General features: G+C 68.3%; 21 protein-coding genes. 14 read left to right on the top strand and 7 right to left on the bottom strand.

Annotation, left to right across the window (positions count from 1 at the left end):
- Positions 1-72 precede the first annotated feature (72 nt).
- From ACIA76_RS02815 to ACIA76_RS02780, 8 genes are all read left to right on the top strand, one after another.
- Entirely contained in the window at positions 73-2,301 is a 2,229-nt protein-coding gene (locus ACIA76_RS02815; protein ID WP_397147649.1) for a SulP family inorganic anion transporter, read from the top strand.
- A gap of 273 nt (positions 2,302-2,574) precedes the next feature.
- Positions 2,575-3,282 (top strand): (2Fe-2S)-binding protein, encoded by a 708-nt coding sequence (locus ACIA76_RS02810; RefSeq protein WP_397147647.1) that lies wholly within the window; start codon positions 2,575-2,577, stop codon positions 3,280-3,282.
- A 535-nt stretch (positions 3,283-3,817) separates the two neighbouring features.
- Entirely contained in the window at positions 3,818-5,857 is a 2,040-nt protein-coding gene (gene thrS / locus ACIA76_RS02805) for a threonine--tRNA ligase (protein ID WP_397147979.1), read from the top strand.
- Complete coding sequence (locus tag ACIA76_RS02800) at positions 5,854-6,453, top strand: HIT family protein (RefSeq protein ID WP_397147645.1); 600 nt, start codon at positions 5,854-5,856, stop codon at positions 6,451-6,453. The genes thrS and ACIA76_RS02800 overlap by 4 nt, the downstream gene beginning before the upstream one ends.
- 1 nt (position 6,454) lies before the next feature.
- Positions 6,455-7,126, top strand: a complete 672-nt coding sequence (pgsA, locus tag ACIA76_RS02795; protein WP_397147643.1) for a phosphatidylinositol phosphate synthase — start codon at positions 6,455-6,457, stop codon at positions 7,124-7,126.
- Between the two features lie 10 nt (positions 7,127-7,136).
- Positions 7,137-8,186 carry a phosphatidylinositol mannoside acyltransferase gene (locus ACIA76_RS02790; RefSeq protein WP_397147641.1) on the top strand — a complete coding sequence of 350 codons (1,050 nt, stop codon included), beginning with the start codon at positions 7,137-7,139 and terminating at the stop codon, positions 8,184-8,186.
- A complete protein-coding gene (locus tag ACIA76_RS02785; protein WP_397147639.1) occupies positions 8,183-9,307 on the top strand; it encodes a glycosyltransferase family 4 protein in 1,125 nt (374 codons plus the stop codon). Before ACIA76_RS02790 ends, ACIA76_RS02785 begins: the two co-directional genes overlap by 4 nt.
- Positions 9,307-10,350, top strand: coding sequence for an NUDIX domain-containing protein (locus ACIA76_RS02780; RefSeq protein ID WP_397147977.1), 1,044 nt, complete (start codon positions 9,307-9,309; stop codon positions 10,348-10,350). The genes ACIA76_RS02785 and ACIA76_RS02780 overlap by 1 nt, the downstream gene beginning before the upstream one ends.
- Before the next feature lie 7 nt (positions 10,351-10,357).
- Here ACIA76_RS02780 and ACIA76_RS02775 read toward each other — a convergent pair whose 3' ends face one another.
- Together ACIA76_RS02775 and ACIA76_RS02770 are read right to left on the bottom strand one after the other, a co-directional pair.
- A complete protein-coding gene (locus ACIA76_RS02775) occupies positions 10,358-11,227 on the bottom strand; it encodes an alpha/beta fold hydrolase (protein ID WP_397147637.1) in 870 nt (289 codons plus the stop codon).
- A gap of 21 nt (positions 11,228-11,248) precedes the next feature.
- Positions 11,249-11,671 carry an OsmC family protein gene (locus tag ACIA76_RS02770; RefSeq protein ID WP_397147635.1) on the bottom strand — a complete coding sequence of 141 codons (423 nt, stop codon included), beginning with the start codon at positions 11,669-11,671 and terminating at the stop codon, positions 11,249-11,251.
- Positions 11,672-12,111: 440 nt separating this feature from the next.
- Here ACIA76_RS02770 and pdxS point away from each other — a divergent pair, with 440 nt between their 5' ends.
- Entirely contained in the window at positions 12,112-13,014 is a 903-nt protein-coding gene (gene pdxS, locus ACIA76_RS02765; protein ID WP_397147633.1) for a pyridoxal 5'-phosphate synthase lyase subunit PdxS, read from the top strand.
- A 139-nt stretch (positions 13,015-13,153) separates the two neighbouring features.
- Here the strand turns inward: pdxS and ACIA76_RS02760 are convergent, their stop codons facing one another.
- Positions 13,154-13,777: a hypothetical protein gene (locus ACIA76_RS02760; protein WP_397147631.1), complete on the bottom strand. Its 624-nt coding sequence runs from the start codon at positions 13,775-13,777 to the stop codon at positions 13,154-13,156.
- A gap of 91 nt (positions 13,778-13,868) precedes the next feature.
- Between ACIA76_RS02760 and ACIA76_RS02755 the strand changes: the two genes are divergently transcribed.
- On the top strand, positions 13,869-14,690 hold the full coding sequence (locus tag ACIA76_RS02755; protein ID WP_397147629.1) for an acyl-CoA thioesterase: 822 nt from the start codon (positions 13,869-13,871) through the stop codon (positions 14,688-14,690).
- Positions 14,691-14,699: 9 nt separating this feature from the next.
- On the opposite strand, the gene ACIA76_RS02750 is transcribed toward ACIA76_RS02755, so the two are convergent.
- Positions 14,700-15,401, bottom strand: coding sequence for a GAP family protein (locus tag ACIA76_RS02750; RefSeq protein ID WP_397147627.1), 702 nt, complete (start codon positions 15,399-15,401; stop codon positions 14,700-14,702).
- 93 nt (positions 15,402-15,494) lie between these two features.
- The gene (locus ACIA76_RS02745; RefSeq protein ID WP_397147625.1) at positions 15,495-16,088 is read right to left on the bottom strand and encodes a TetR family transcriptional regulator; all 594 of its coding nucleotides are present in this window, start codon (positions 16,086-16,088) and stop codon (positions 15,495-15,497) included.
- A 142-nt stretch (positions 16,089-16,230) separates the two neighbouring features.
- On the opposite strand from ACIA76_RS02745, the gene ACIA76_RS02740 reads away from it, so the two are divergent.
- Positions 16,231-17,418: a sensor histidine kinase gene (locus ACIA76_RS02740; RefSeq protein ID WP_397147623.1), complete on the top strand. Its 1,188-nt coding sequence runs from the start codon at positions 16,231-16,233 to the stop codon at positions 17,416-17,418.
- Positions 17,415-18,056 (top strand): response regulator, encoded by a 642-nt coding sequence (locus ACIA76_RS02735; protein ID WP_397147621.1) that lies wholly within the window; start codon positions 17,415-17,417, stop codon positions 18,054-18,056. The genes ACIA76_RS02740 and ACIA76_RS02735 overlap by 4 nt, the downstream gene beginning before the upstream one ends.
- Here the strand turns inward: ACIA76_RS02735 and ACIA76_RS02730 are convergent.
- The gene (locus ACIA76_RS02730; protein WP_397147974.1) at positions 18,053-19,738 is read right to left on the bottom strand and encodes an APC family permease; all 1,686 of its coding nucleotides are present in this window, start codon (positions 19,736-19,738) and stop codon (positions 18,053-18,055) included. The two genes, ACIA76_RS02735 and ACIA76_RS02730, sit on opposite strands and share 4 nt — an antisense overlap.
- 243 nt (positions 19,739-19,981) lie before the next feature.
- Here ACIA76_RS02730 and pdxT point away from each other — a divergent pair, with 243 nt between their 5' ends.
- Both pdxT and ACIA76_RS02720 read left to right on the top strand, forming a co-directional pair.
- Positions 19,982-20,635, top strand: a complete 654-nt coding sequence (gene pdxT, locus ACIA76_RS02725; protein WP_397147619.1) for a pyridoxal 5'-phosphate synthase glutaminase subunit PdxT — start codon at positions 19,982-19,984, stop codon at positions 20,633-20,635.
- Positions 20,632-21,384 carry a YebC/PmpR family DNA-binding transcriptional regulator gene (locus ACIA76_RS02720; RefSeq protein ID WP_397147617.1) on the top strand — a complete coding sequence of 251 codons (753 nt, stop codon included), beginning with the start codon at positions 20,632-20,634 and terminating at the stop codon, positions 21,382-21,384. The genes pdxT and ACIA76_RS02720 overlap by 4 nt, the downstream gene beginning before the upstream one ends.
- A 64-nt stretch (positions 21,385-21,448) precedes the next feature.
- On the opposite strand, the gene ACIA76_RS02715 is transcribed toward ACIA76_RS02720, so the two are convergent.
- Positions 21,449-21,817 (bottom strand): DUF397 domain-containing protein, encoded by a 369-nt coding sequence (locus ACIA76_RS02715; protein ID WP_397147615.1) that lies wholly within the window; start codon positions 21,815-21,817, stop codon positions 21,449-21,451.
- Positions 21,818-21,825 lie beyond the last annotated feature (8 nt).

Genomic DNA, 21,825 nt, shown 5'->3' with positions numbered 1-21,825 from the left:
AGCCGATTTCGATGCCTGGAGAACATGTTCCACCCACCGGAGCGCCCCCACCTGCTTCGGCGAAGGAGAGATATGTCCACCGACACCGACGCGCGGCCGCGTCACGCCGCCCCGCCGGGGCCGTCACTATCCGACCGATTTTCCACGATCATGCGCCACGATCTGCCCGCCTCGATCGTGGTCTTCCTTGTCGCCCTGCCGCTTTCGCTGGGCATCGCCGTCGCCTCCGACGCGCCGATCGCCGCGGGCCTGATCGCTGCCGCCGTCGGCGGCATCGTGGTCGGACTCTTCGGCGGTTCGCCCCTGCAGGTCAGCGGCCCGGCCGCCGGCCTGACCGTCGTGGTCGCGGAGACCATTCACGAATTCGGCTGGAAGACGACGTGTTTCATCACCGTCGCGGCCGGATTACTGCAGCTGATCTTCGGGCTGAGCCGGATCGCGCGCGCGGCGCTGGCGATCGCGCCGGTGGTCGTGCACGCCATGCTCGCCGGTATCGGCATCACCATCGCGCTGCAGCAGGCCCATGTGCTGCTGGGCGGTTCCTCGCGCAGCTCGGCCTGGGCGAATCTGACCGGACTTCCCGACCAGCTGCTGAATCTGCACGGTGACGACTTCTTCATCGGTGCGGTGGTCATCGCCATCATCCTGGGCTGGCGCTATGTGCCCGAACGGATTCGGCTCGTGCCGGGTCCGCTGGTCGCGGTGCTCGTCGGCACGGTCCTGGCCCTGGTGGGTCCCGGCGATCCGGAACGCATCAAGATCGACGGTTCGCTGTTCGACGCCATCGGTCTGCCCGAAATCCCCAGCGGTGGTTGGGGTTCGATCGCCATCGCGGTGCTGACCATCGCGTTGATCGCCAGCGTGGAGAGCCTGCTGTCGGCGGTGGCCGTCGATAAGCTGCACTCCGGTCCGCGCACCAACTTCGACCGCGAGCTGATGGCCCAGGGCGCGGCCAATATGACCTCCGGACTGCTCGGTGGCCTGCCCGTCACCGGCGTGATCGTGCGCAGCTCCACCAATGTCGCGGCCGGCGCCAAGACCAAGGCCTCGGCGTGGCTGCACGGCGTGTGGATCCTGGTGTTCTCCATCGCGCTCGTCGGTGTCGTGCAACAGGTTCCGAAGTCCGCGCTGGCGGGTCTGCTCATCGTGGTCGGCGTGCAGCTGGTCAAGGTCGGGCATATCCGGCTCGCGCGGCGCACCGGTGATCTGGCCGTCTACGCGGTGACCGTGGTGGGTGTGGTGTTCCTCAACCTGCTCGAGGGTGTACTCCTCGGCCTGGTGCTGGCCTTCGTGCTGCTGCTGTGGCGCGTGGTGAAGGTATCGGTCGTCGCGGGACCGGTGACCGGTACCGACCGCTGGATCGTCAGCATCGACGGCACCTGCACCTTCCTGGCGCTGCCGAAGCTGTCGGCGCAATTCGCCGAGGTGCCCGCGGGCACCGATGTGCTGGTGGAACTGACCGTCGACTTCCTCGACCACGCCGCCTACGAGGCCATTCACGACTGGGCGCGTCAGCACGAGAACACCGGCGGCACGGTGGAATTCGTGGAGATCGGCACGGCCCGGATGGAACAGGCCACGGCCGGTCCGCCGCAGCGTGGCCCCGCTCGCGGCATGCTCGACGCTGCGCTCCGCCCGTGGCGCGAGCGCACCGAGAACGCGCTCGAGGACGGTGTCGCCGCCTATCACCGCGGCCACGCCCATGTGGTGCGGCCGCATCTGGACGAGCTGCGCGATCATCAGGATCCGCATTCACTGTTCCTCACCTGCGCCGACTCGCGCATCGTGCCGAACGTGATCACCAACAGCGGTCCGGGTGACCTGTTCACCATCCGTAACGTCGGCAACCTGATCCCCGCCGACCGCTCCGACTCCTCGGTCGAGGCCGCGCTCACCTTCTCCCTGCAGAAGCTGGACGTGCGAAATGTGGTGGTGTGCGGGCATTCCGGCTGCGGCGCGATGCAGGCGTTGCTGTCCGGCGGGCCGCAGGGTCCCGGACTGGACGAGTGGCTCGCCCACGCCTATCCCAGCCTGCACCGCTTCCACACCGGTCATCCGATCGCCCGGGCCGCGGCCGCGCTGGGCTACGACGAGGCGGCCCAGCTGGCCATGGTCAACGTGGCCGTCCAGCTGGAGACCCTGCACAGCCATCCGGTCGTGCAGCAGGCGATGGCCGAACGCGGCGTCACCGTCTCGGGTCTGTACTTCGACATCGGCACCGCCCGCGTGCTCGAGGTGACCACCGACGGCATCGCCGAGATCGCGGACGCGGGGCACGGCGCGATCGCGCTGCATGCCTGATCGGTTCCCTACGGCGCGAGTCCGGTTGTTCCGCAACCGGACTCGCGCCGTTGTCGGTGGTTGGGACGAGCTCGTTCAGCCGGATGCCGCGCCCGCCATGGCGAATGTGGCCACGGCCGTCGGGTCGCGGCGGGCGTGCCTGCGCCCCGCGAAGCGGGAAAGGCCCTACGCTGAGGCGCCCGGAAAACCTACCGGTCAGGGATATTCTCCTGGCCGCGGGGCCGTGGGCGTGTCAGGGTGGTAATCGGACGCATTCGCCTGGATCGGAGTCGAATGGACATGGTTGCGGGGTCGGTGGTGACGGGCACCCTGGTGCCGGGCACCATGCTGACCTATCCGCGATGGCTGGCCGAGCGGATCGCCGATATGGGGATCTCGTGGGGGACCGGCGACTCGCGGGTGTCGGGGACGCTGTGGTGGTGTATGGCCGCGTCCTCGCTCGTCGACCCGATCGCCGCCGCCTATGCGCAGGACCGGCCCGCGCCGAATCCTGAACTGGAGCAGATCCTTTGCGAGATCCGCCCGGACGGGGGCATCGAGCGCGTTCTGCCCGTGCAGTGGGACGGCCGGGCCCGGGAATCGGCCGAATCCGCGGAACCGGACGGCGAATGCCGTGCGGCCGAGAAGGCACCGGACGAGGGTGTCGGCCCGGCGCTGCGGAAGACGTTGGGGCGCATCATTCCGGCCGTCGCCGAGGTGAGCGGGGCCGGCATTCCGTCCCTGTGGGCGGTCGTCGCCGATGCCATCGGCAACCGGGCCCTGGATGCGGGCAATCCGGAGGCGGGTTCTCGATTGGCCCACGAGGTGGCCGGTCGGCTCCCCGTCCCGCGATTCACCGATATCGCGGACCGGACATTCGTGCGCCGCATCTCGTGCTGCCTGGTTTTCGAGGTACCGGGCTGCCAGATGTGCACGAGCTGCCCCAAACGCCCCGCCGCCGAACGTCATACGTTGCTGACGGAGCTGGCCAACCGGAAGTGATCCCGGCGAAAAGCGCGCCGGGAACAATAGAGGGGAACGTGCCGGGAACATAGCGGGAGAGCGCGCCGGAACGTAGTGGTAGAGCGCGCCGGAACGTAGTGGGAGAGCGCGCCGGACCGTAGTGGGAGAGCGCGCCGGACCGTACTGGGAGAACGCGCCGGACCGTACTGGGAGAACGCGCCGAGAACGTACTGGGAGAACGCGCCGAGAACGTACTGGGAGAACGCGCCGAGAACGTAGTGGGAGAGCGCGCCTGGAACAGGGCGGGGAGCGCGCCGGGAACAGAGGGATAGGCGGTGCCGGGGCCGTCAGGGCGGGGTCGTCGAGGTGATCCGGCTGGGCCGTGCGGAGCGAATGGGCCGGTCCATCGGCGCGCGGTCGGCGAGGTGCCGATAGCATGGTCGCGCCGGGGCACGTGTGCGATCGGCGCGGACGCACGTCCGGATCGCGGGAGGTTCCCGCACCAAGACAGTTGTGGGTGAGAGCCCGCCCAAAGCAAGCCAAGGAGAGCGCAGCCGTGACCACCTCAGCCCGCATGACCCCAGCCGCCCTCGTTCGGGTGCCGGCCGGGACGACGGCGGGTGCCGCGCTGCGCGAGGCGGACCTGCCGAACAAGGGTCCCGACGCGGTCATCGTCGTGCGCGATCCGGAGGGCAACCTCAGGGATCTGTCCTGGATCCCGGAGACCGATGTCGAGGTCGAGCCCGTGCGGGCCGATTCGGCCGACGGCCGCAACGTGATCCGGCATTCGGCCGCGCATGTGCTGGCCCAGGCCGTACAGCAGGAGTTCCCGGGCACGAAGCTCGGCATCGGTCCGTACATCAAGGACGGCTTCTACTACGACTTCCAGGTCGAGCGCCCCTTCACCCCCGAGGATCTGGTCAAGCTGGAATCCCGGATGAAGAAGATCATCAAAGGCGCGCAACGGTTTTCGCGCCGCGTGGTCGAGATCGACGAGGCCCGGGTGGAACTGGCCGCCGAGCCGTTCAAGCTGGAACTGATCTCCGACAAGTCCGGTATCGACGATCCGGAGGTCATGGAGGTCGGCGGCAACGAGCTGACCATCTACGACAACCTCGACCCGCGCACCGGCGAGAAGCTGTGGGGCGATCTGTGCCGCGGCCCGCACTGCCCGACCACCAAGTACATTCCGGCCTTCAAGCTGACCCGCAGCTCGGCCGCCTACTGGCGCGGTGACCAGAACCGCGAGGATCTGCAGCGCATCTACGGCACCGCATGGGAATCGACGGAGGCTCAGGACGAGTACCTGACCCTGCTGGCCGAGGCGGAGAAGCGCGATCACCGCAAGATCGGCGCCGAACTCGACCTGTTCTCCTTCCCCGACGAATTGGGCTCGGGCCTGCCGGTGTTCCACCCGAAGGGTGGCATCATCCGTAAGGAGCTCGAGGAGTACTCGCGCCGCCGCCACGTCGACGCGGGCTACGAATTCGTCAACACCCCGCACATCACCAAGGGGCATCTGTTCGAGGTCTCCGGCCACCTGGACTGGTACCGCGACGGCATGTTCCCCGCGATGCATCTGGACGCGGAGTACAACGAGGACGGCACCGTCCGCAAGCCCGGCCAGGACTACTTCGTCAAGCCGATGAACTGCCCGATGCACAACCTGATCTTCCGCGCCCGCGGCCGGTCGTATCGGGAACTGCCGTTGCGGCTGTTCGAATTCGGCTCGGTCTACCGCTACGAGAAGTCGGGCGTGATCCACGGCCTGACCCGGGTGCGCGGCATGACCCAGGACGACGCGCACATCTACTGCACCAAGGAGCAGATGCACGCGGAGCTGACCAGCACGCTGAACTTCGTGCTGTCGCTGCTCAAGGATTACGGCCTCGACGACTTCTACCTGGAACTGTCGACCAAGGATCCGGACAAGTACGTCGGCTCGGACGAGGTGTGGGAGGAGGCCACCGCCACCCTCGAGAAGGTCGCCCACGCCTCCGGCCTCGAGCTGGTGCCGGATCCGGGCGGGGCCGCGTTCTACGGCCCGAAGATCTCGGTGCAGGTCAAGGACGCGCTCGGGCGCACCTGGCAGATGTCGACCATCCAGCTCGACTTCAACCTGCCCGAGCGATTCGAGCTGGAGTACACCTCCTCCGACGGCACCAAGCAGCGCCCGGTCATGATCCACCGCGCCCTGTTCGGATCGATCGAGCGGTTCTTCGGCGTGCTCACCGAGCATTACGCCGGCGCCTTCCCGGTCTGGCTGTCGCCGGTCCAGGCGGTGGGCATCCCGGTAGCCGACGCCTTCGCGCCGCATCTGGACGAGGTGATCGAGCGGCTGCGCGATGCGGGCGTGCGCGCGGAGGTCGACCGCAGCGACGACCGTATGCAGAAGAAGATCTTCAACCACACCGCGCAGAAGGTGCCGTTCATGCTGCTGGCCGGCGAGCGCGATGTGACCGCGGGCGCGGTGAGCTTCCGATTCCGCGACGGCAGCCAGATCAACGGGGTGCCGGTCGCCGACGCGGTCGCCACCATCGTGGACTGGATTCGCCGCCGCGAGAACGCATCACCCTCCGCGGATGGTGTCCAGGTCCGGACCGGTGGAGCATGAGCACCATGGATGAGGCTGTGTCGGAGCAGGATTCGAGCGAGCAGATCGTCGATACGGGCGCCGGTGATCCGGATCGCCTGCAGCGGTTGTGGACTCCGTACCGGATGTCCTATATCACCGGCGCGGTCGCCGACCGCGACGAGCGGAAGGAGCCCGGCGAACCCAAGACCGGGCATCCGTTCATCGAGATCCCCAAGATGTCCGATGAGGACGGTCTGGTGATCGCGCGCGGGCAGTGGGTGTACGCGGTGCTGAACCTGTACCCCTACAACCCCGGCCACATGATGGTGGTGCCGTATCGGCGGGTGGCCAACCTCGAGGACCTCACGGTCGAGGAGAGCACCGAGCTGATGACCTTCACCCAGCAGGCGATCCGGGTGATGAAGAAGGTGTCGCGGCCGGAGGGTTTCAACGTCGGCCTGAATCTCGGTGGGGTGGCGGGCGGTTCGCTCGCCGACCACCTGCATCAGCACATCGTGCCGCGCTGGGGTGGGGATGCGAACTTCATCACCGTCGTCGGCGGGGTGAAGGTGATGCCGCAGCTGTTACGGGAGACGCGGGCGCTGCTCGCGAAGGCCTGGAAGGACACCGAGTAGCGTGCTCAGCTTCTTCGGTCGTGAGACGTTCGCCAAAGCGACTGCGCCCCTGGGTAAAGCGCTGGTGAGTACCGGGCTCACGCCCGATGCGATGACGCTGATCGGCACCACGGCCTCGATCGCGGCCGCGGTGACGCTGTTCCCGACCGATCACCTGTTCTGGGGAACGATCGTGATCTGGTTGTTCGTCATGTTCGACATGCTCGACGGGGCGATGGCCCGCGCGCGCGGCGGCGGCACGAAATACGGTGCGGTGCTGGACGCCACATGCGACCGGGTCGCCGACGGGGCGATCTTCGCCTCGCTGGCGTGGTGGTCGGTGTACACCGAGCACAGCAAACATCTGTTCCTGGCCACGCTGATCGTGCTGGTGACCTCGCAGGTGATCTCCTATGCGAAGGCGCGCGCCGAGGCGAGCGGACTGTCGGCCGACGGCGGGCTCATCGAGCGACCGGACCGGCTGGTGATCGTGCTCGTCGGCGCCGGACTCACCGGTATCGGCGGATACTGGGGCGTCGAATGGCTCACCTACGCCGTCTATGTCGCCATGTACATCCTGGCGGTGCTGAGCATCGTGACCGTCTTCCAGCGGGTGCTGGCCGTGCGCAATTCGGCCGGCGCTCGCGATGTGATCACCTCGGCGGGCAAGGTCGAGCCCGGCGCCGCGAATTAGGGGACGCCGCATGACGGATCTGAAATCCGCTATGTCCGATAAGGCATATGCGGCGGGCTGGCGGCTGGTCCGGGCACTGCCCGAATCGACGGCGCGGCGGTTGTTCGACTTCGGCGGTGATCGGGCCGGGCGGCGCGCGAACACGGCGAGCCACCGGACCGGTGCACCGAATCAGTTGCGCCGCAATCTGGCTCGCGTGCTCGGGGTGGAGCCGATGGCCGTGCCCGACGACTTGGTGCGCGCGAGTATGCGCTCCTACGCCCGTTATTGGCGCGAGGCGTTCCGGCTGCCGACGATGGACCATGCGGCACTGGCCTCCTCGCCGCTCATGTCGCCGCCCCTCGGGGTGGAGAATCTGGAGGCGGCGCTGGAACGCGGGTCCGGCGGGGTCTGCGTGCTGCCGCATTCGGGCAACTGGGATATGGCCGGGGTGTGGCTGGTGCAGCATCACGGCACCTTCGCCACGGTCGCCGAGCGGCTGAAACCGGAATCGTTGTTCGAGCGGTTCGTCGCCTTCCGGGAGAGCCTGGGCTTCGAGGTGTTCCCGCTGACCGGCGGCGAGCAGCCGCCGTTCGCGCAATTGGCGGATCGACTGCGGCAGAACAAGATCGTGTGCCTGATGGGCGAGCGCGACCTGACCGGTAAGGGCGTACCGGTCACCTTCTTCGGCGAGCGCACCTGGATGCCCGCCGGGGCGGCGAAGCTGGCGATCGAGACCGGTGCGGCACTCATGCCGGTACACACCTGGTACACCGAGGACCAGCAGGGCCGCGAGGGCTGGCGGATGAAGATCGAAGCGCCGCTGGATGTTTCGCGCGGCGTGGCGCCCGCCACCCAGGCGCTGGCGGACCGCTTCGCCGCGAATATCGCCGAGCATCCGGCCGATTGGCATATGCTGCAGCCGCTCTGGGAGGCCGACCTGTCCGACGCTCGTCGCGCCCGGATCGCCGCGGCCCAGGATAGACACGCCGAGGGCGATGCCGTCGCGGAGCGTCTCGGGGACAATGGAATCCGGGGACGAGCCGAGAGCGGCCGGACCGGGCGAGACGAGGCGCTATGAAGATCGGCATGGTGTGCCCGTACTCGTTCGATGTGCCGGGCGGGGTGCAGGCGCATGTCGTGGAGCTGGCGCAGGTGCTGATCGAGCGGGGGCACAAGGTCAGCGTGCTGGCTCCGGCCTCCGATGAGACGCCGCTGCCGGATTTCGTGGTGTCGGCGGGTAAGGCCGTCGCGATTCCCTACAACGGATCGGTGGCGCGGCTGTCGTTCGGCCCGACCGCCTACACCCGGATCCGGCGCTGGATCACCGATAACGACTTCGACGTGCTGCACATTCACGAGCCGAACGCACCGAGCCTGTCGATGCTGGCGTTGAAGATCGCCGACGGCCCGATCGTGGCCACCTTCCACACCTCGACCACGAAATCGTTGGTGCTCAGCACCTTTCAGGGCGTGCTGCGGCCGTATCACGAGAAGATCCAGGGCCGCATCGCGGTATCGGAGCTGGCGCGGCGCTGGCAGGTCGAGGCGCTGGGCAGCGATGCGGTCGAGATCCCCAACGGTGTCGACGTCCCCGCGTTCGCGCACGCCCCGCTGCTCGACGGCTATCCGCGCGCGGGCGGAACCGTGCTGTTCCTGGGTCGTTACGACGAGCCGCGCAAGGGGATGGCCGTACTGCTGGGCGCGCTGCCGCAGGTGGTGCGGCGGCATCCGGAGGTACAGATCCTGATCGTCGGCCGCGGTGACGAGGAGCGGCTGCGCCGCGAGGCGGGCGAATACGCGGGGCATCTGCGATTCCTCGGTCAGGTGTCGGATGCGGAGAAGGCCTCGGCCATGCGCAGCGCCGAGGTGTACTGCGCGCCCAACCTCGGCGGCGAGAGCTTCGGCATCGTGCTCGTGGAGGCGATGGCCGCCGGAACCGCGGTCGTGGCAAGCGAATTGGACGCCTTCCGGCGCGTGCTGCGCGACGGGGCCGCGGGACGGCTGGTGCCGGTGGGTGATTCCGCGCGGCTGGCGCGGGCGCTGGGCGAACTGCTCGCCGATCCGGGCGCCCGCGCGGATCTGGCGCGTACCGCGAATCAGGTCGTCGGCGAATACGATTGGCCGGTGGTGGCCGAACAGATCCTGCGGGTCTACGAGACCGTGACCGTCGGCGACAGCCGAGTGCGGGTCGCCGGATGATCACCTTCTCCGCGACCACGATCCTGGTCCTCGCCCTGGTCGTGGCGCTGATCGTCGCCGCCGGTGTCTGGGCCTACTCCACGGCCAATCGACTCGACCGCCTGCATGTGCGCGGCGATCAGGCCCGCCAGGCCCTGGAGGCGGCGCTGGCGCGGCGCGCGGTGGTGGCGCGCTCGGTGGCGATCACCGTCAACGGCGCCGATCCGGCCGCCGCCGATCAGGCCAAACGACTGCAGGCGCTGGCCGATCGGGCCGAGCGCGCCGAATGGCCCGACCGCGAGACCGCGGAGAATCAGCTGGCCGCGGCGGTGGCCGCGATCGATATCTCGCGGCTGCCACCGCAATTGGTGGCCGAACTGGCCGATGCCGAGGCCCGGGTGCTGATCGCGCGGCGCTTCCACAACGACGCCGTGCGCGACACCCTCGCACTGCGCACCCGACGCCCGGTGCGCCTGCTCCACCTCGGCGGAACCGCCCCGCTGCCCACCTACTTCGAGATGTCCGAGCGCGTCACTGCCGCCGCCAGCACCGGCCTCGAGGTCGACACCGTGCGCACCTCGGCCCGCGTCGTGCTGCTCGACGATCAGGACCGCATTCTGCTCATGCGCGGTCACGATCCGCAGACACCCGATATGCCGTTCTGGTTCACCGTCGGCGGCGGCGTGGAACCCGGCGAACCCCTGCGCACCGCGGCCGTGCGGGAACTCTGGGAGGAGACCGGCTATGCGCTGGATTCGACCGTCCTGCGCGGCCCGATCTGGCGCCGCGTCGCGGTCTTCCCCTTCGACGGCGAACTGATCCGCTCGGAGGAGCTGTTCTTCGTCGCCCGCGCCAAGAGGTCCTTCGACCCCAAGGCCGCCGATCCGACGGTCTGGGAACGCCGGTGCGTGAGCGCCTACAAATGGTGCACCCCGCGCGACATCGTCGAACTCGACCGATCCGGCGAGACGGTGTATCCCTACAACCTCGACCAGCTCCTGCCCGAGGCGGCGAAAGTCGTTATGGGCGAGGATGAGGAGCCCGAGGTCCGCTCCATCCGCTGATCGGTGCTCAGGGCTTCTCGAACCACTCCAGTGCCAGTTCGGCGACGGCATCGGGTCGGTCCAGATGCATGAAATGCCCCGCACCGTCGAGGATTTCGACGCGAGAGTCCGGTGCGAGGCCGGATTCGGCATCGGCGAACGTCGACGGTGCGAGGCAGCCGTCGTCGGCTCCGGCCAGAACCAGCAGCGGAATCGGCGCGGGCGCTTCGGTTTTCGCCATCAGATGAGCGAGCTCCGGATCATGCAGGCTCATATCGATATTGGCGCGATAGAGCCGTAAGGTGTTGGCCAGCACGGCCGGATCGCTGTAGAGCGCGTGCACCCGCGCACGGTGCTCGCCGGGATCCAAGCCCGGCGACCAGGTCGACCACAGATAGTCGACGAGTTCGCGATTGGTCTCGAGGATTCGTTCGGCCACGCCGCGCACCTGGAACAACCAGATGTAGAAGAACCGTTTCAGCTGTGCGGGATCGCCGCGCAGGGCGGGTATGGACGCGGGCGGCGGCACGGCCATCGTGATGCCGCGGCGCAGCCGTTCGGGCCACGCGGCGGCCAGGCGCGCGACGGCACCCGCGCCGATATCGTGGCCGATCATGTCCACGCCCGCGGGATCCAGCACGGCGGCCACGGCCGCGGCGTCGGCGGCGAAGGTGATGCCGCCCGCATAGGTCAGATCCGCGGCCGTCGCGGGGTGATGGCCGCGCAGGAACGGGGCGACGACGCGGCGCCCGGCCGCCACCAGACGTTCGGCCAGCGGGCCGAAGGTGGCCGGATGATCCGGAAATCCGTGCCAGCACACCACAACCGGCCCATCACCGGCCGCCAGGGCTGGGAAGTTCAAGCGGTCGGTCTCGATGACGATCTCGTCGAACTCCATGCCCTCACCCGTCTCTCCGGATTACTCCACGATCGACCGTACTGGCGTGCCGATTTCGATGGTACGGCTGACCGTGCACAGGCTGTCGTGGGAGGTGCGCGCCGCGCGAGGCAGGATCTTGCGCGCGTTGTCGCCGGAGTCGCCCTCGGGGAAGGTGACCGCGAAGCGGACCTCGAGATCGGTCAGGTGGCTGCCGAGCTCATCGCTGATCTTGTTCCCGGCCACCGTGACGGTGAACTCGGTGGGTTCGGCGTGGCGACTGGTCGCGACGTCCACATCCACGGCCGTGCAGCCGCCGAGCGCGGCCAGCAGCAGTTCCACCGGGGTGAAGTCGGTATCGTCGCCGGAACCGAAGATCAGTTCCCCGCCGCGGGCGTTGGTCGCGCGGTAGCGGCCGGTGCTGGTGCGCTCGATCCGCACGGCTCGCGAGTTGTCCTCCGTCATGGCAACGACCCTATACGAGCTGCGGATATCTCGTGAATTGGGCTGCGCGGCAACGGCTTCGGGGACCGATTGCGGGCGACTCGCCGGGCCCGCCCGTAAGCCCGTGTGACATGTCTCATGATCGGTTATCGTCGAAAACGGTTTGCCGCGCGCACGGTGTGGTCAAACCGAACCCTGGAGGTGAGGTAACCATGCCGATGTCATACCTACTGCACGACTTTCTGCTGCCCTACCTGGGCGAGGACGCCGCTACGTACTGGGCGCAGCTGTTCGTGGTCAATCCGATCTAGGGTCGGCGGCCGATGCTGTGAGATAGCTCCGGATGGCCGGGCAGTCCAGTGGTGTCCGACTGGCTATCAAGTGGCCTGCCTCGGCGGCCTAGGATCGTGGTGTTCGAATCCGAACGAAACGCGATTGCGCCGACGATTCAGGAGTTTGCCGTGACTACGCCCGAAGCCACCTCGACGACCGGCACCGCCCGCGTGAAGCGCGGCATGGCCGAGATGCTCAAGGGTGGGGTGATCATGGACGTCGTCACCGCCGAGCAGGCCAAGATCGCCGAGGACGCCGGCGCGGTCGCGGTGATGGCCCTCGAGCGCGTGCCCGCCGATATCCGGTCCCAGGGCGGCGTGGCGCGGATGAGCGATCCGGATCTGATCGACGGCATCATCGAGGCCGTCTCCATTCCGGTCATGGCCAAGGCGCGCATCGGCCACTTCGTGGAGGCCCAGATCCTGCAGAGCCTCGGCGTCGACTACATCGACGAGTCCGAGGTGCTGACCCCCGCCGACTACGCGCACCACATCGACAAGTGGCAGTTCACCGTGCCTTTCGTCTGTGGTGCGACCAACCTCGGCGAGGCGCTGCGCCGGATCACCGAGGGCGCGGCCATGATCCGCTCCAAGGGTGAGGCCGGCACCGGCGACGTCTCCAACGCCACCACCCATATGCGCAAGATCCGCGGCGAGATCCGCAAGCTGCAGTCGCTGCCCGAGGACGAGCTGTACGTGGCCGCCAAGGAGCTGCAGGCCCCCTACGAGCTGGTCCGCGAGATCGCCGAGACCGGCAAGCTGCCGGTCGTGCTGTTCACCGCGGGCGGCATCGCCACCCCCGCCGACGCCGCGATGATGATGCAGCTCGGCGCCGAGGGCGTCTTCGTCGGCTCGGGCATCTTCAAGTCCGGCAACCCGGCCCAGCGCGCCGCGGCCATCGTCAAGGCCACCACCTTCTACGACGATCCGGATGTACTGGCCAAGATCTCGCGCGGCCTGGGCGAGGCGATGGTCGGCATCAACGTCGAGGAGATCCCGGAGCCGCATCGTCTCGCCGAGCGCGGCTGGTAGTCCGTACCGCACGACGTGCCCTCGAGCCCCCTCCGGCTCGAGGGCACGTTCGCTTTCAGGCCAAAGCTCAGTGCCGACTACATCGTCGATACGATTGGCGCCCTGCGACTTTCGCGCACCGGACACCACTCGGCACATGTCAGGGACGCAACCTGCTGCCACCGCGCACGGCCGGGCGGTCGCGGTGATCCCAGGCGACCAGGATGTCGGGCTGTATGTCCTGCTCGCCGCGGTGGCGCAGGATCGCCTCGACGGTGAACGAGTCGGCCGGATCGGTGCCGCGGCGCAGCGCGCCCTCGGACAGGCGCAGCTCCACGCTGAGATCGAAGTCCAGGCCGCGGCCGATCAGCATGGGACCGGCGATGATCACGACCGTCTCGGCGTCGGCGGAGACCGCCCGGGCGCGGGCGGAACGATCGGTGCGCTCATCCCACAGCGCGGGCAGCCAGCGGCCTTGTTCCCGCAATGCCCGCAGCACTTCGCGATTCACCGCGGCGTAGTCGAACCAGGCTGTGCGATAGGACATTTCGTCGCGACCGTATTCCAGCCGCAGCGAGGCCGGGCGGACGAAGTCGTGCAGGGACACCACCTCGCAGGCGCGGCCGCGGGTGCGCACGCGGTCGGAGATCGTGCGGGCGAATCCGAGCGGATCGGCCGCATCGGCCCCGTCGACCGCGACCACGGATCGCCCGCGCAACTCGGCGATGCGGTCGGTGAGGTCGTCGATCAGCGCGGTGACGGTGACGGGGGTGAAGGCGGGCACTCGACCATCATGCCGACTCGTTGCCGGGGCGCGGCGCGCGCGGATTCGCCATCGCATAGCCTGAGCTGGTTGGTTCGCGGAAGGATGGTTCATGGCGACGATCGAAGAGGCGCTGGAGATCGAGCGGCTCGAGCGGGATATCTTCCGTGGCGCGTCCACCAAGACCCAGCTGCCGCGGACATTCGGGGGACAGGTTGCCGGGCAGGCGCTGGTGTCGGCGGTGCGCACGGTCGAGCCGCGGTATCAGGTGCATTCGCTGCACGGCTACTTCCTGCGGCCGGGTAATCCGTCGCAGCCGACGGTGTATCTGGTCGAGCGGATCCGCGACGGGCGTTCGTTCTGCACGCGGCGGGTGACCGGTGTCCAGGACGGTGAGGCGATCTTTACCATGTCCGCGTCGTTCCATCTCGGCGACGCCGGGCCCGAACACCAGGACGAGATGCCGACAGTGCCGCCGCCGCAGGATCTTCCGGACGCGCAGGTCTCCCTGTCCCCGGAACGGCTGTGGGCCATGCGGGAATGGGAGCACTGGGATATCCGCAACATCCCGCAGGAACAGGTCTACCGCCGCGACGGTCAAGCCTCCCAGCAGCAGGTGTGGTTCCGCTACCGGCACCCACTGCCCGACGATCCGCTGTTCCACGTCTGCACGCTGGCCTATATGAGCGATATGACGCTGCTCGGCTCGTCGAAGGTCACCCATCCCGACGAGCGGACCCAGAACGCCTCGCTCGATCACGCCATGTGGTTCCTGCGCCCGTTCCGCGCCGACGAATGGCTGCTCTACGACCAGAATTCGCCGTCGGCGGGATTCGGCCGCGCGCTCACCGGCGGGCGGATCTTCAACGAGCGGGGTGAACTGGTCGCGGCGGTCGTGCAGGAGGGCTTGATCCGCACGCAGCGCAAGGACTGACGCCGCGGCCTATCCGCCGAACAGCCCCAGCCCGCCGACGGCATTGCGGATCAACACGACGCCGGCGATCGCCAGCGCCCAGCCGGTCGCGCTGTCGGCGTAGCGGGACAGCAGTCCGTCCAGCTTGGTCAGCAGCGGTTCGATCCTGGCATGCAGCAGCGCCCGCCCGGCCATCAGCAGCAGTGCCGGGGCGACCATGACCGCGGAGTATGCCGCCAGCACCGCGATCGACGCGCCGGTCGGCAGCTCGCTGGATACCAGCAGCCCGATCGCGGCCAGATACGGCACCATCGAAAACGCTTCCAGCACACCGGCACTCACCGCGAGCACGGCCAGCCCGCCCGCCGAGCTCTGATTCCGCAGCGCGCGGGTGCGCCAGGCGGCGGTCCGATCCGGTTCGCCGCGCTCCCGGCGTTTCTTCGAATCGAAGCGCCACGACACGGCGAACAGCGCGACGCCGAGCAGCAGCTCCGCCACCAGCACCGGCCGACTGTGTGCGAGCGCCCCGAACCGGTCCAGGCCCGCGCCCGCGACCGTCAGCAACAGCACGCCGAGCAGGAAGTAGAACACCGCGATGGCGGCCAGATAACTCAGCAGCCGTCGCGTCGGCGGCCGGTCCGGCGCGAGCAGCAGCCAGACCGGGACGATCAGGGTGCCGACGCTGGTGCTGTCCACCAGGGCCAGGCCGAGCAGTGCCGGAATCAGAATCACGCCCGCCAGCCTCGCATCGCGATACCCGCATCCGCGTCGGGCGTCGGATCGACCGGCGGTCATCACTTCGGCGGATTCCGTGCCGGGACGGTGCTATTCGATGCCGAGCGCGAGACGCAGCTGGCGCGCCCACCAGAGCACCTGCGCGGTCGGGTGTTCGGCCGCCGTGCCGGTGAGTCCGGCGCTGCGTCGAAACGCGTTGCCGTAGAGGGATTCCGTGGCCATCGCCTGATGCAGGGCCGCGACCGCGAGGCGCGTGTCGTCGAGGGAACTCCCGCGCGGTCGCAGCCGATGCAGGGCCTCGACGACCGGATCGAGCATGCCGACGCCGCGGTCGCGCCATCCGGCCGCGTGCAGCGCCACCGCGAGTTCGCCGTAGCCGTGCCGGTACAGGGTTTCCAGCGATTCGACGAGTTCGAGGAGATCGGCGCCGCGGTCCAGCCACGTGGCGAGCATGTCCCGCAGGGCGTCTCGCAGTCGGCGGCCACCGTGCCGGAGGAGTTCGGCCAGCAGCGTGTCGCGATTGCCGAAGTGATGGGTGACCCCGGCGTCGGTCATGCCGACTCGCGCGGCCACCGCGCGCACCTGCACGGCGGCGACGCCGCCCTCGGCGAGCAGCGCGGCCGCGGCGTCGAGGATCAACCGACGCGCCTCGTCGGGGGTCCTGCGCACTCTCGGAGTGGTCACGATCGCCATCCTACCTTGACATGCCAAGGTGATTCTCCGTGACGTACTTTGACAGCTGGGCGCGGTGATCGGCTCGCGGGAGGGGGCCGGTCACACCTTCGGCGGATCCCGGGTGGTGAGCGGGCTGTGTTGTGATGGTCGGATGAAGCAGTGGGACGCGTTGTCGGCCACCGCGAAGGATGGCCTCGCCGTGCTGTTGCTGTTCGTCCTCGGCGCGGCGATGTACCTGTCCGGCCTGTACCCGGTCTTCGGTACGAGCACGCATTCCTCGCTGGCGGCGCGATTCGGGGTGCTCGCGCTGTTGGGTGCCGCGACGCTGCTGCGGCGCAGACCGCTGCTGGCGCTGACGGTCGGCATGGTGCCCCTCGGCATCGATGTGGCGCTCGGGGCGACGGTGCCGGTGGTCATCGGCTACGGGGATCTGATCTACGCGGCTTGTCTATACGGTTCGCGGCGGGTGTATCGCGGCGTGATCGCCATCTGCGTGGCAGTGACGATCGCGATCACCGTCGCGGTGATCGTCACGATCGGCGATGCGCGGGTCGCGGTGCTCGCGGTCCTGCTGGCCTACGCCATTCTCGGCACCCCGATCTGGTGGGCGCTGTCGGCGCGCCATCACAAGGACACCGCCGAGACCGAACGCGCCCGCGTGCAGGCCATGACGCTGGTCGCGGAGCTGGATCGGCGCGCGGCGATCGACGACGAACGCAAGACCATGGCGCGGGATCTGCACGATGTCATCGCTGGTCATCTGTCGGCCATCGCGATCCAGTCCGAGGCCGCGCTCGGCGTGCTCGCCCGGCATCAGGTCGATCCGGCGATCACCGGCGTGCTCGGATCGATCCGCGCCAACAGTGTGAGCGCACTTCAGGAGATGCGCACCATGATCGGCCTGCTGCGCCGCGACGACGGCGCCGAGGAGGTCGCCGCGCCGCGCGGGCTGGCGCAGCTGCCGATCGTCATCGATGCCGCGCGTGCGGCGGGAATTGTTGTGCACGTGCGGAATTCGTTGGACGACACGATCCTGCCCAGCGCGGTGGATCAGGCCGCGTATCGCATCATCCAGGAGGGGCTGACCAACGTGATGAAACACGCGCCGGGCTGTGAGGTGGATATCGACGTGCGCACCGAGTTCGGCGCGCTGGCGGTTTCGGTGCGCAATCCGCTCGCGCCGAAACCGCCGGCGCGCGACGAACATCCACGGCGCGGCCTGCTCAACATGCACGAGCGGGCCGCCGCTCTGGGCGGAAATCTCACCGCGGGAACGGATTCCGGCCACTGGGTGGTCAGGGCCCGATTGCCGCTGCTGGAAACCTCGGAGCTGGCATGACGATTCGGGTACTGATCGCCGACGACCACGGCGCGATCCGCGCCGGGCTGCGGTTGATCCTGGAGTCCGCCGACGGCATCGAGGTGGTCGGCGAGGCCGCCGACGGCGATGTGGCCGTGGCCCAGACCACGGCGCTGCGGCCGGATGTGGTGTTGATGGATGTGCGGATGCCGGGTGTGGACGGTATCGCCGCGACCGAGCGGATCACCGCCGGCGGCCTGGCCCGGGTGCTCATCCTGACCACCTTCGATCTGGACGAGTACGTATTCCGCACGCTACGCGCCGGGGCGTCGGGCTTCGTGCTGAAATCGGCGTCGGGCCCGGCGATCCTCGACGCGGTGCGGGCCGTGGCCGCCGGGGACGGGGTGCTCGCGCCCGAGGTGACCGCCGCTGTGATCACCGCGTTCGCCGCGAGCGCCCCACCCGCACAACTGAATTCGGATCGCTTCGCCGATCTGACCGAGCGCGAACGCGAGGTGCTGGACTGTCTCGGGGAGGGCCTGTCCAATGCGCAGATCGCGACCCGGCTGTTCATCGGCGAGGCGACGGTGAAGACCCACGTGTCGCGGGTCTTCACCAAACTCGATGTGCGCTCACGGGTTCAGGCCGCCATCGTCGCCCGTGAGGGCGCGAGTTAGGACGCCTGCACACGCAGGTGGCACACCACGGTTTCCGGGAGCTTGCGCAACTGGCGTTCCAGTTCGTCGCTGCGATGGCTGGGCAGTACACGATCCCAGCCGCTGGGCGGGTCGACCTCCGCGATCAGCACGACCTTGCGGCGGCCCTGGAAGTTGTCGCGCACGAAGCGGGCGACGGGCCCGCCGACCGTGCAGTGACCGGCGTCGATGATCTCGAGCGGGACCTCCGGATGCCAGGCCTCCCACGCCTTGGTGAACGCGATGGTGTTCTCGCCGGGCAGGCAGACATGCACCGCGACCACATCGGTGCTCAGCGACATCGCGGCCGACAGGGCCTCGCGGCTCAGTTCGGAGACCTCCGAAACCGGCACCACGATCACGGTTCCGGTCGGGCTCGGCGGCGCGGGGACGCTGCCGGTACCGCGGCGGCCGTCGATCTTGCTGTAGGCCGAGCGGATCCGTTCCATCCCGAGCACCAGCAGCGGCAGCACCAGCACGATCAGCCAGGCGCCCTCGGTGAACTTCATCGACGTGGTCACCACGGCCGCCACGAAGGTCAGCACCGCGCCGAAGGCGTTGAGCGCCAAGCGCCAACCGCGTTCGCCGCGCTCGAGCCAGTGCCGCACCATACCGGCCTGGGCGATGGTGAAGCCGACGAACACACCGATCGCGAACAGCGGCACGAGCGCGTTCATATCGCCGTTGGAGGCGACCAGCAGCACCGCGGCACACAGACCGAGAGCGAGAACGCCGTACCGGTAGACCTGCCGTGGCGTGGCCACGGCGAAGCGATGCGGCAGGCAGTTGTCGTCGGCGAGGATCTTGGTCAGCGTCGGCAGCCCACCGTAGGAGGTGTTGGCCGCCAGCGCCAGCAGCACCACGGTCGCGAATTGCACGACGTAGTAGAGGATGCCGTGCCCGAGCGCGGCCTCGGTCAGCTGCGACAGCACGGTCGTGCCGTCGACCGGATGGATCGAGAACTTGCCGATCAGCGTCGCCAGCCCGATCAGCATGACGCCGAGTAGCACACCGAGTGCGACCTCGGCACGCTGTGCGCGGCGCACGCGCGGCTGCTCGAAACTGGGCACCGCGTTGGCGATCGCCTCCACACCGGTCAACGCCGAGCAGCCACTGGAGAAGGCCTTGAGCAGCAACAGGATTCCGATGGTCCGGGTATCGGTGACCGCGGACGCGGCGGTGGTGACGCTCGCGGGCTCCCCGCGCACCAGACCTGCGACGATCACGATCAGGATGCCGATCACGAATACCGCGGTCGGGGCCATGAACGCCCGCGCGCTCTCGCGGATGCCCGCGAGATTCAGCGCGGTGATGCCGACCAGCACGGCCAGGCAGATCCACAGGGTATAGGGGAGAAGCTCCGGAATCGCGGAGGTCAGCGCGGCGATACCGGCGGCGATGGAGACCGCGACATTGAGGATGTAGTCGACGATCAGTGAGGCCGCCGCCACCAAACTGGTGCGATGGCCGAGATGGGTCTTGGCCACGGCATAGGCGCCGCCGCCGTTGGGGAAGGCGGCGATCACCTGGCGATAGGAGGCGATCAGCACGGCCAGCAGGACGACGATCGCCAGGGTCACCGGCAATGTCATTCCCAGGCCCGCGCTGCCGGCTGCGGCCAGCACTAGCACGATCGACTCGGGGCCGTAGGCCACCGACGCCATCGCATCGAGGGATAAACCGGCTAATCCGGTGGAAACGGTGAGGCCACGCCGAGGTAACGGAGGCTCACTGGGTCCGCCGTCGGCGGACTCGGTACGCGGCAGAACTTCGGTCACTTGGGCGAGTGTTCCCCGGGCCTCAGCAGCCGAACAGTTCCCTTGCGAAACCTTGACGGGTGGGTGAGCGGAACCACACGGATTATGGTCGCGGGCCGGTGACTACCCGCTGCCTCGTATGCTCGTGTCGTGAGACCGACCATTGGTGTGCTGGCGCTGCAGGGTGATGTGCGCGAGCACTTCCACGCGCTGGCCGAATGCGGCGCCGAACCGGTGAACGTGCGCCGGGAATCCGAACTGACCGCCGTCGACGGGCTGGTGCTGCCCGGGGGCGAATCCACAGCGATCAGCAAGCTGCTCGAGGTGTTCGGCCTGCTGGAACCGCTGCGGCAGCGGTTGCGAGAGGGTATGCCCGCCTTCGGTTCCTGCGCCGGGATGATCCTGCTGGCCCGCGAGGTGCTCGACACCCGCCCGGACGCGCAGTCGCTGTCGGGCATCGATATGACCGTGCGGCGCAACGCCTTCGGGCGGCAGGTCGATTCGTTCGAGACCGATCTGGACTTCGCCGGACTCGACGACGGGCCGGTGCGCGCGGTGTTCATCCGGGCGCCGTGGGTCGAGCGGACCGGTGCGGGCGTGGAGGTGCTCGCCCGAGTGCCGTCCGGTCCGGTCGAGGGCGCGATCGTCGCGGTGCGGCAGGGAAACGTGCTGGCCACGTCGTTCCATCCCGAGGTGACCGGAGATCTGCGCGTGCACCGGATGTTCGTGAATTCGGTGGGCAGTAGACTGGAACAGTTGTCTGCTTTGACCTCGACGAAATCGACTGAAGGAAGTAGGGCATGAGCGGCCACTCCAAATGGGCCACCACCAAACACAAGAAGGCGGTAATCGACGCCAGGCGTGGCAAGATGTTCGCGAAGTTGATCAAGAACATCGAGGTCGCCGCGCGTCAAGGTGGTGGTGACCCTGGAGGAAACCCCACGCTCTGGGACGCCATTCAGACGGCGAAGAAGAACTCCGTCCCCAACGACAACATCGAGCGCGCCCGCAAGCGCGGCGGTGGTGAAGAGGTGGGCGGCGCCGACTGGCAGACCATCATGTACGAGGGCTATGGCCCCAACGGTGTCGCCGTGCTGATCGAATGTCTCACCGACAATCGCAACCGCGCCGCCGGTGAGGTGCGCGTGGCCATGACCCGCAACGGCGGCAACATGGCCGATCCGGGTTCGGTGTCGTACCTGTTCAGCCGCAAGGGCCTCGTGACGCTGGAGAAGAACGGCCTGTCCGAGGACGACGTGCTCACCGCGGTGCTCGACGCCGGCGCGGAGGAGATCAACGATCTCGGCGAGGCGTTCGAAATCATCAGCGAGCCCGGCGATCTCATCGCGGTCCGCACCGCGCTGCAGCAGGCCGGTATCGACTACGACTCCGCGGAGTCGGGCTTCCAGCCCGCGACCACGGTGGCGGTCGACGCCGACGGCGCCCGCAAGGTGTTCAAACTCGTCGACGCGCTCGAGGAGAGCGACGATGTGCAGAACGTCTACACCAATGTCGATATCTCCGACGACATCATGGCTGAGCTGGACGCGTAGGCTATAGCCGTAAGCCGAAGGCCGCCTTTCCCTTTCGCGGGGAGGCGGCCTTTGTCGTATGGGTTCAGACCCTGGCGAATTCTCCGGCCCGGATGCCGGATACGAACGCGGTCCACTCGTCCGGCGTGTAGGTCAGCGTGGTGCCATCTCCCGCCCGCAGAACAACCGCACCTGAGCTCGCGGCCTCGATCACGGGCACCCCATGCGACGACTGGACACCCACACCCGTCGCTGACGCCAGGAATTCGCGCCAGTCCTTGGCCAGTATCGAGATGATCGGCTGTGCCGCAGGGTCATTGGCAGGGTTCCGCAGGTACTTGCTGTCTCGGATGAGCACGGCGCCCTCGGTGAACAGAGCCTCGACACAGCTCGACGACTGGGTGGAGAAGGAGGACTTGAACCAGCCGTGACCGGTGGTGGTGCTCGTATCCATGCCGCTGA

The sequence above is a fragment of the Nocardia sp. NPDC051570 genome (assembly GCF_044454005.1).
In the GTDB taxonomy this organism is placed as follows: Bacteria; Actinomycetota; Actinomycetes; order Mycobacteriales; family Mycobacteriaceae; genus Nocardia.
Note: the sequence above shows the minus strand (reverse complement) of the source record. Positions and strands in the feature narration are given on the sequence as shown.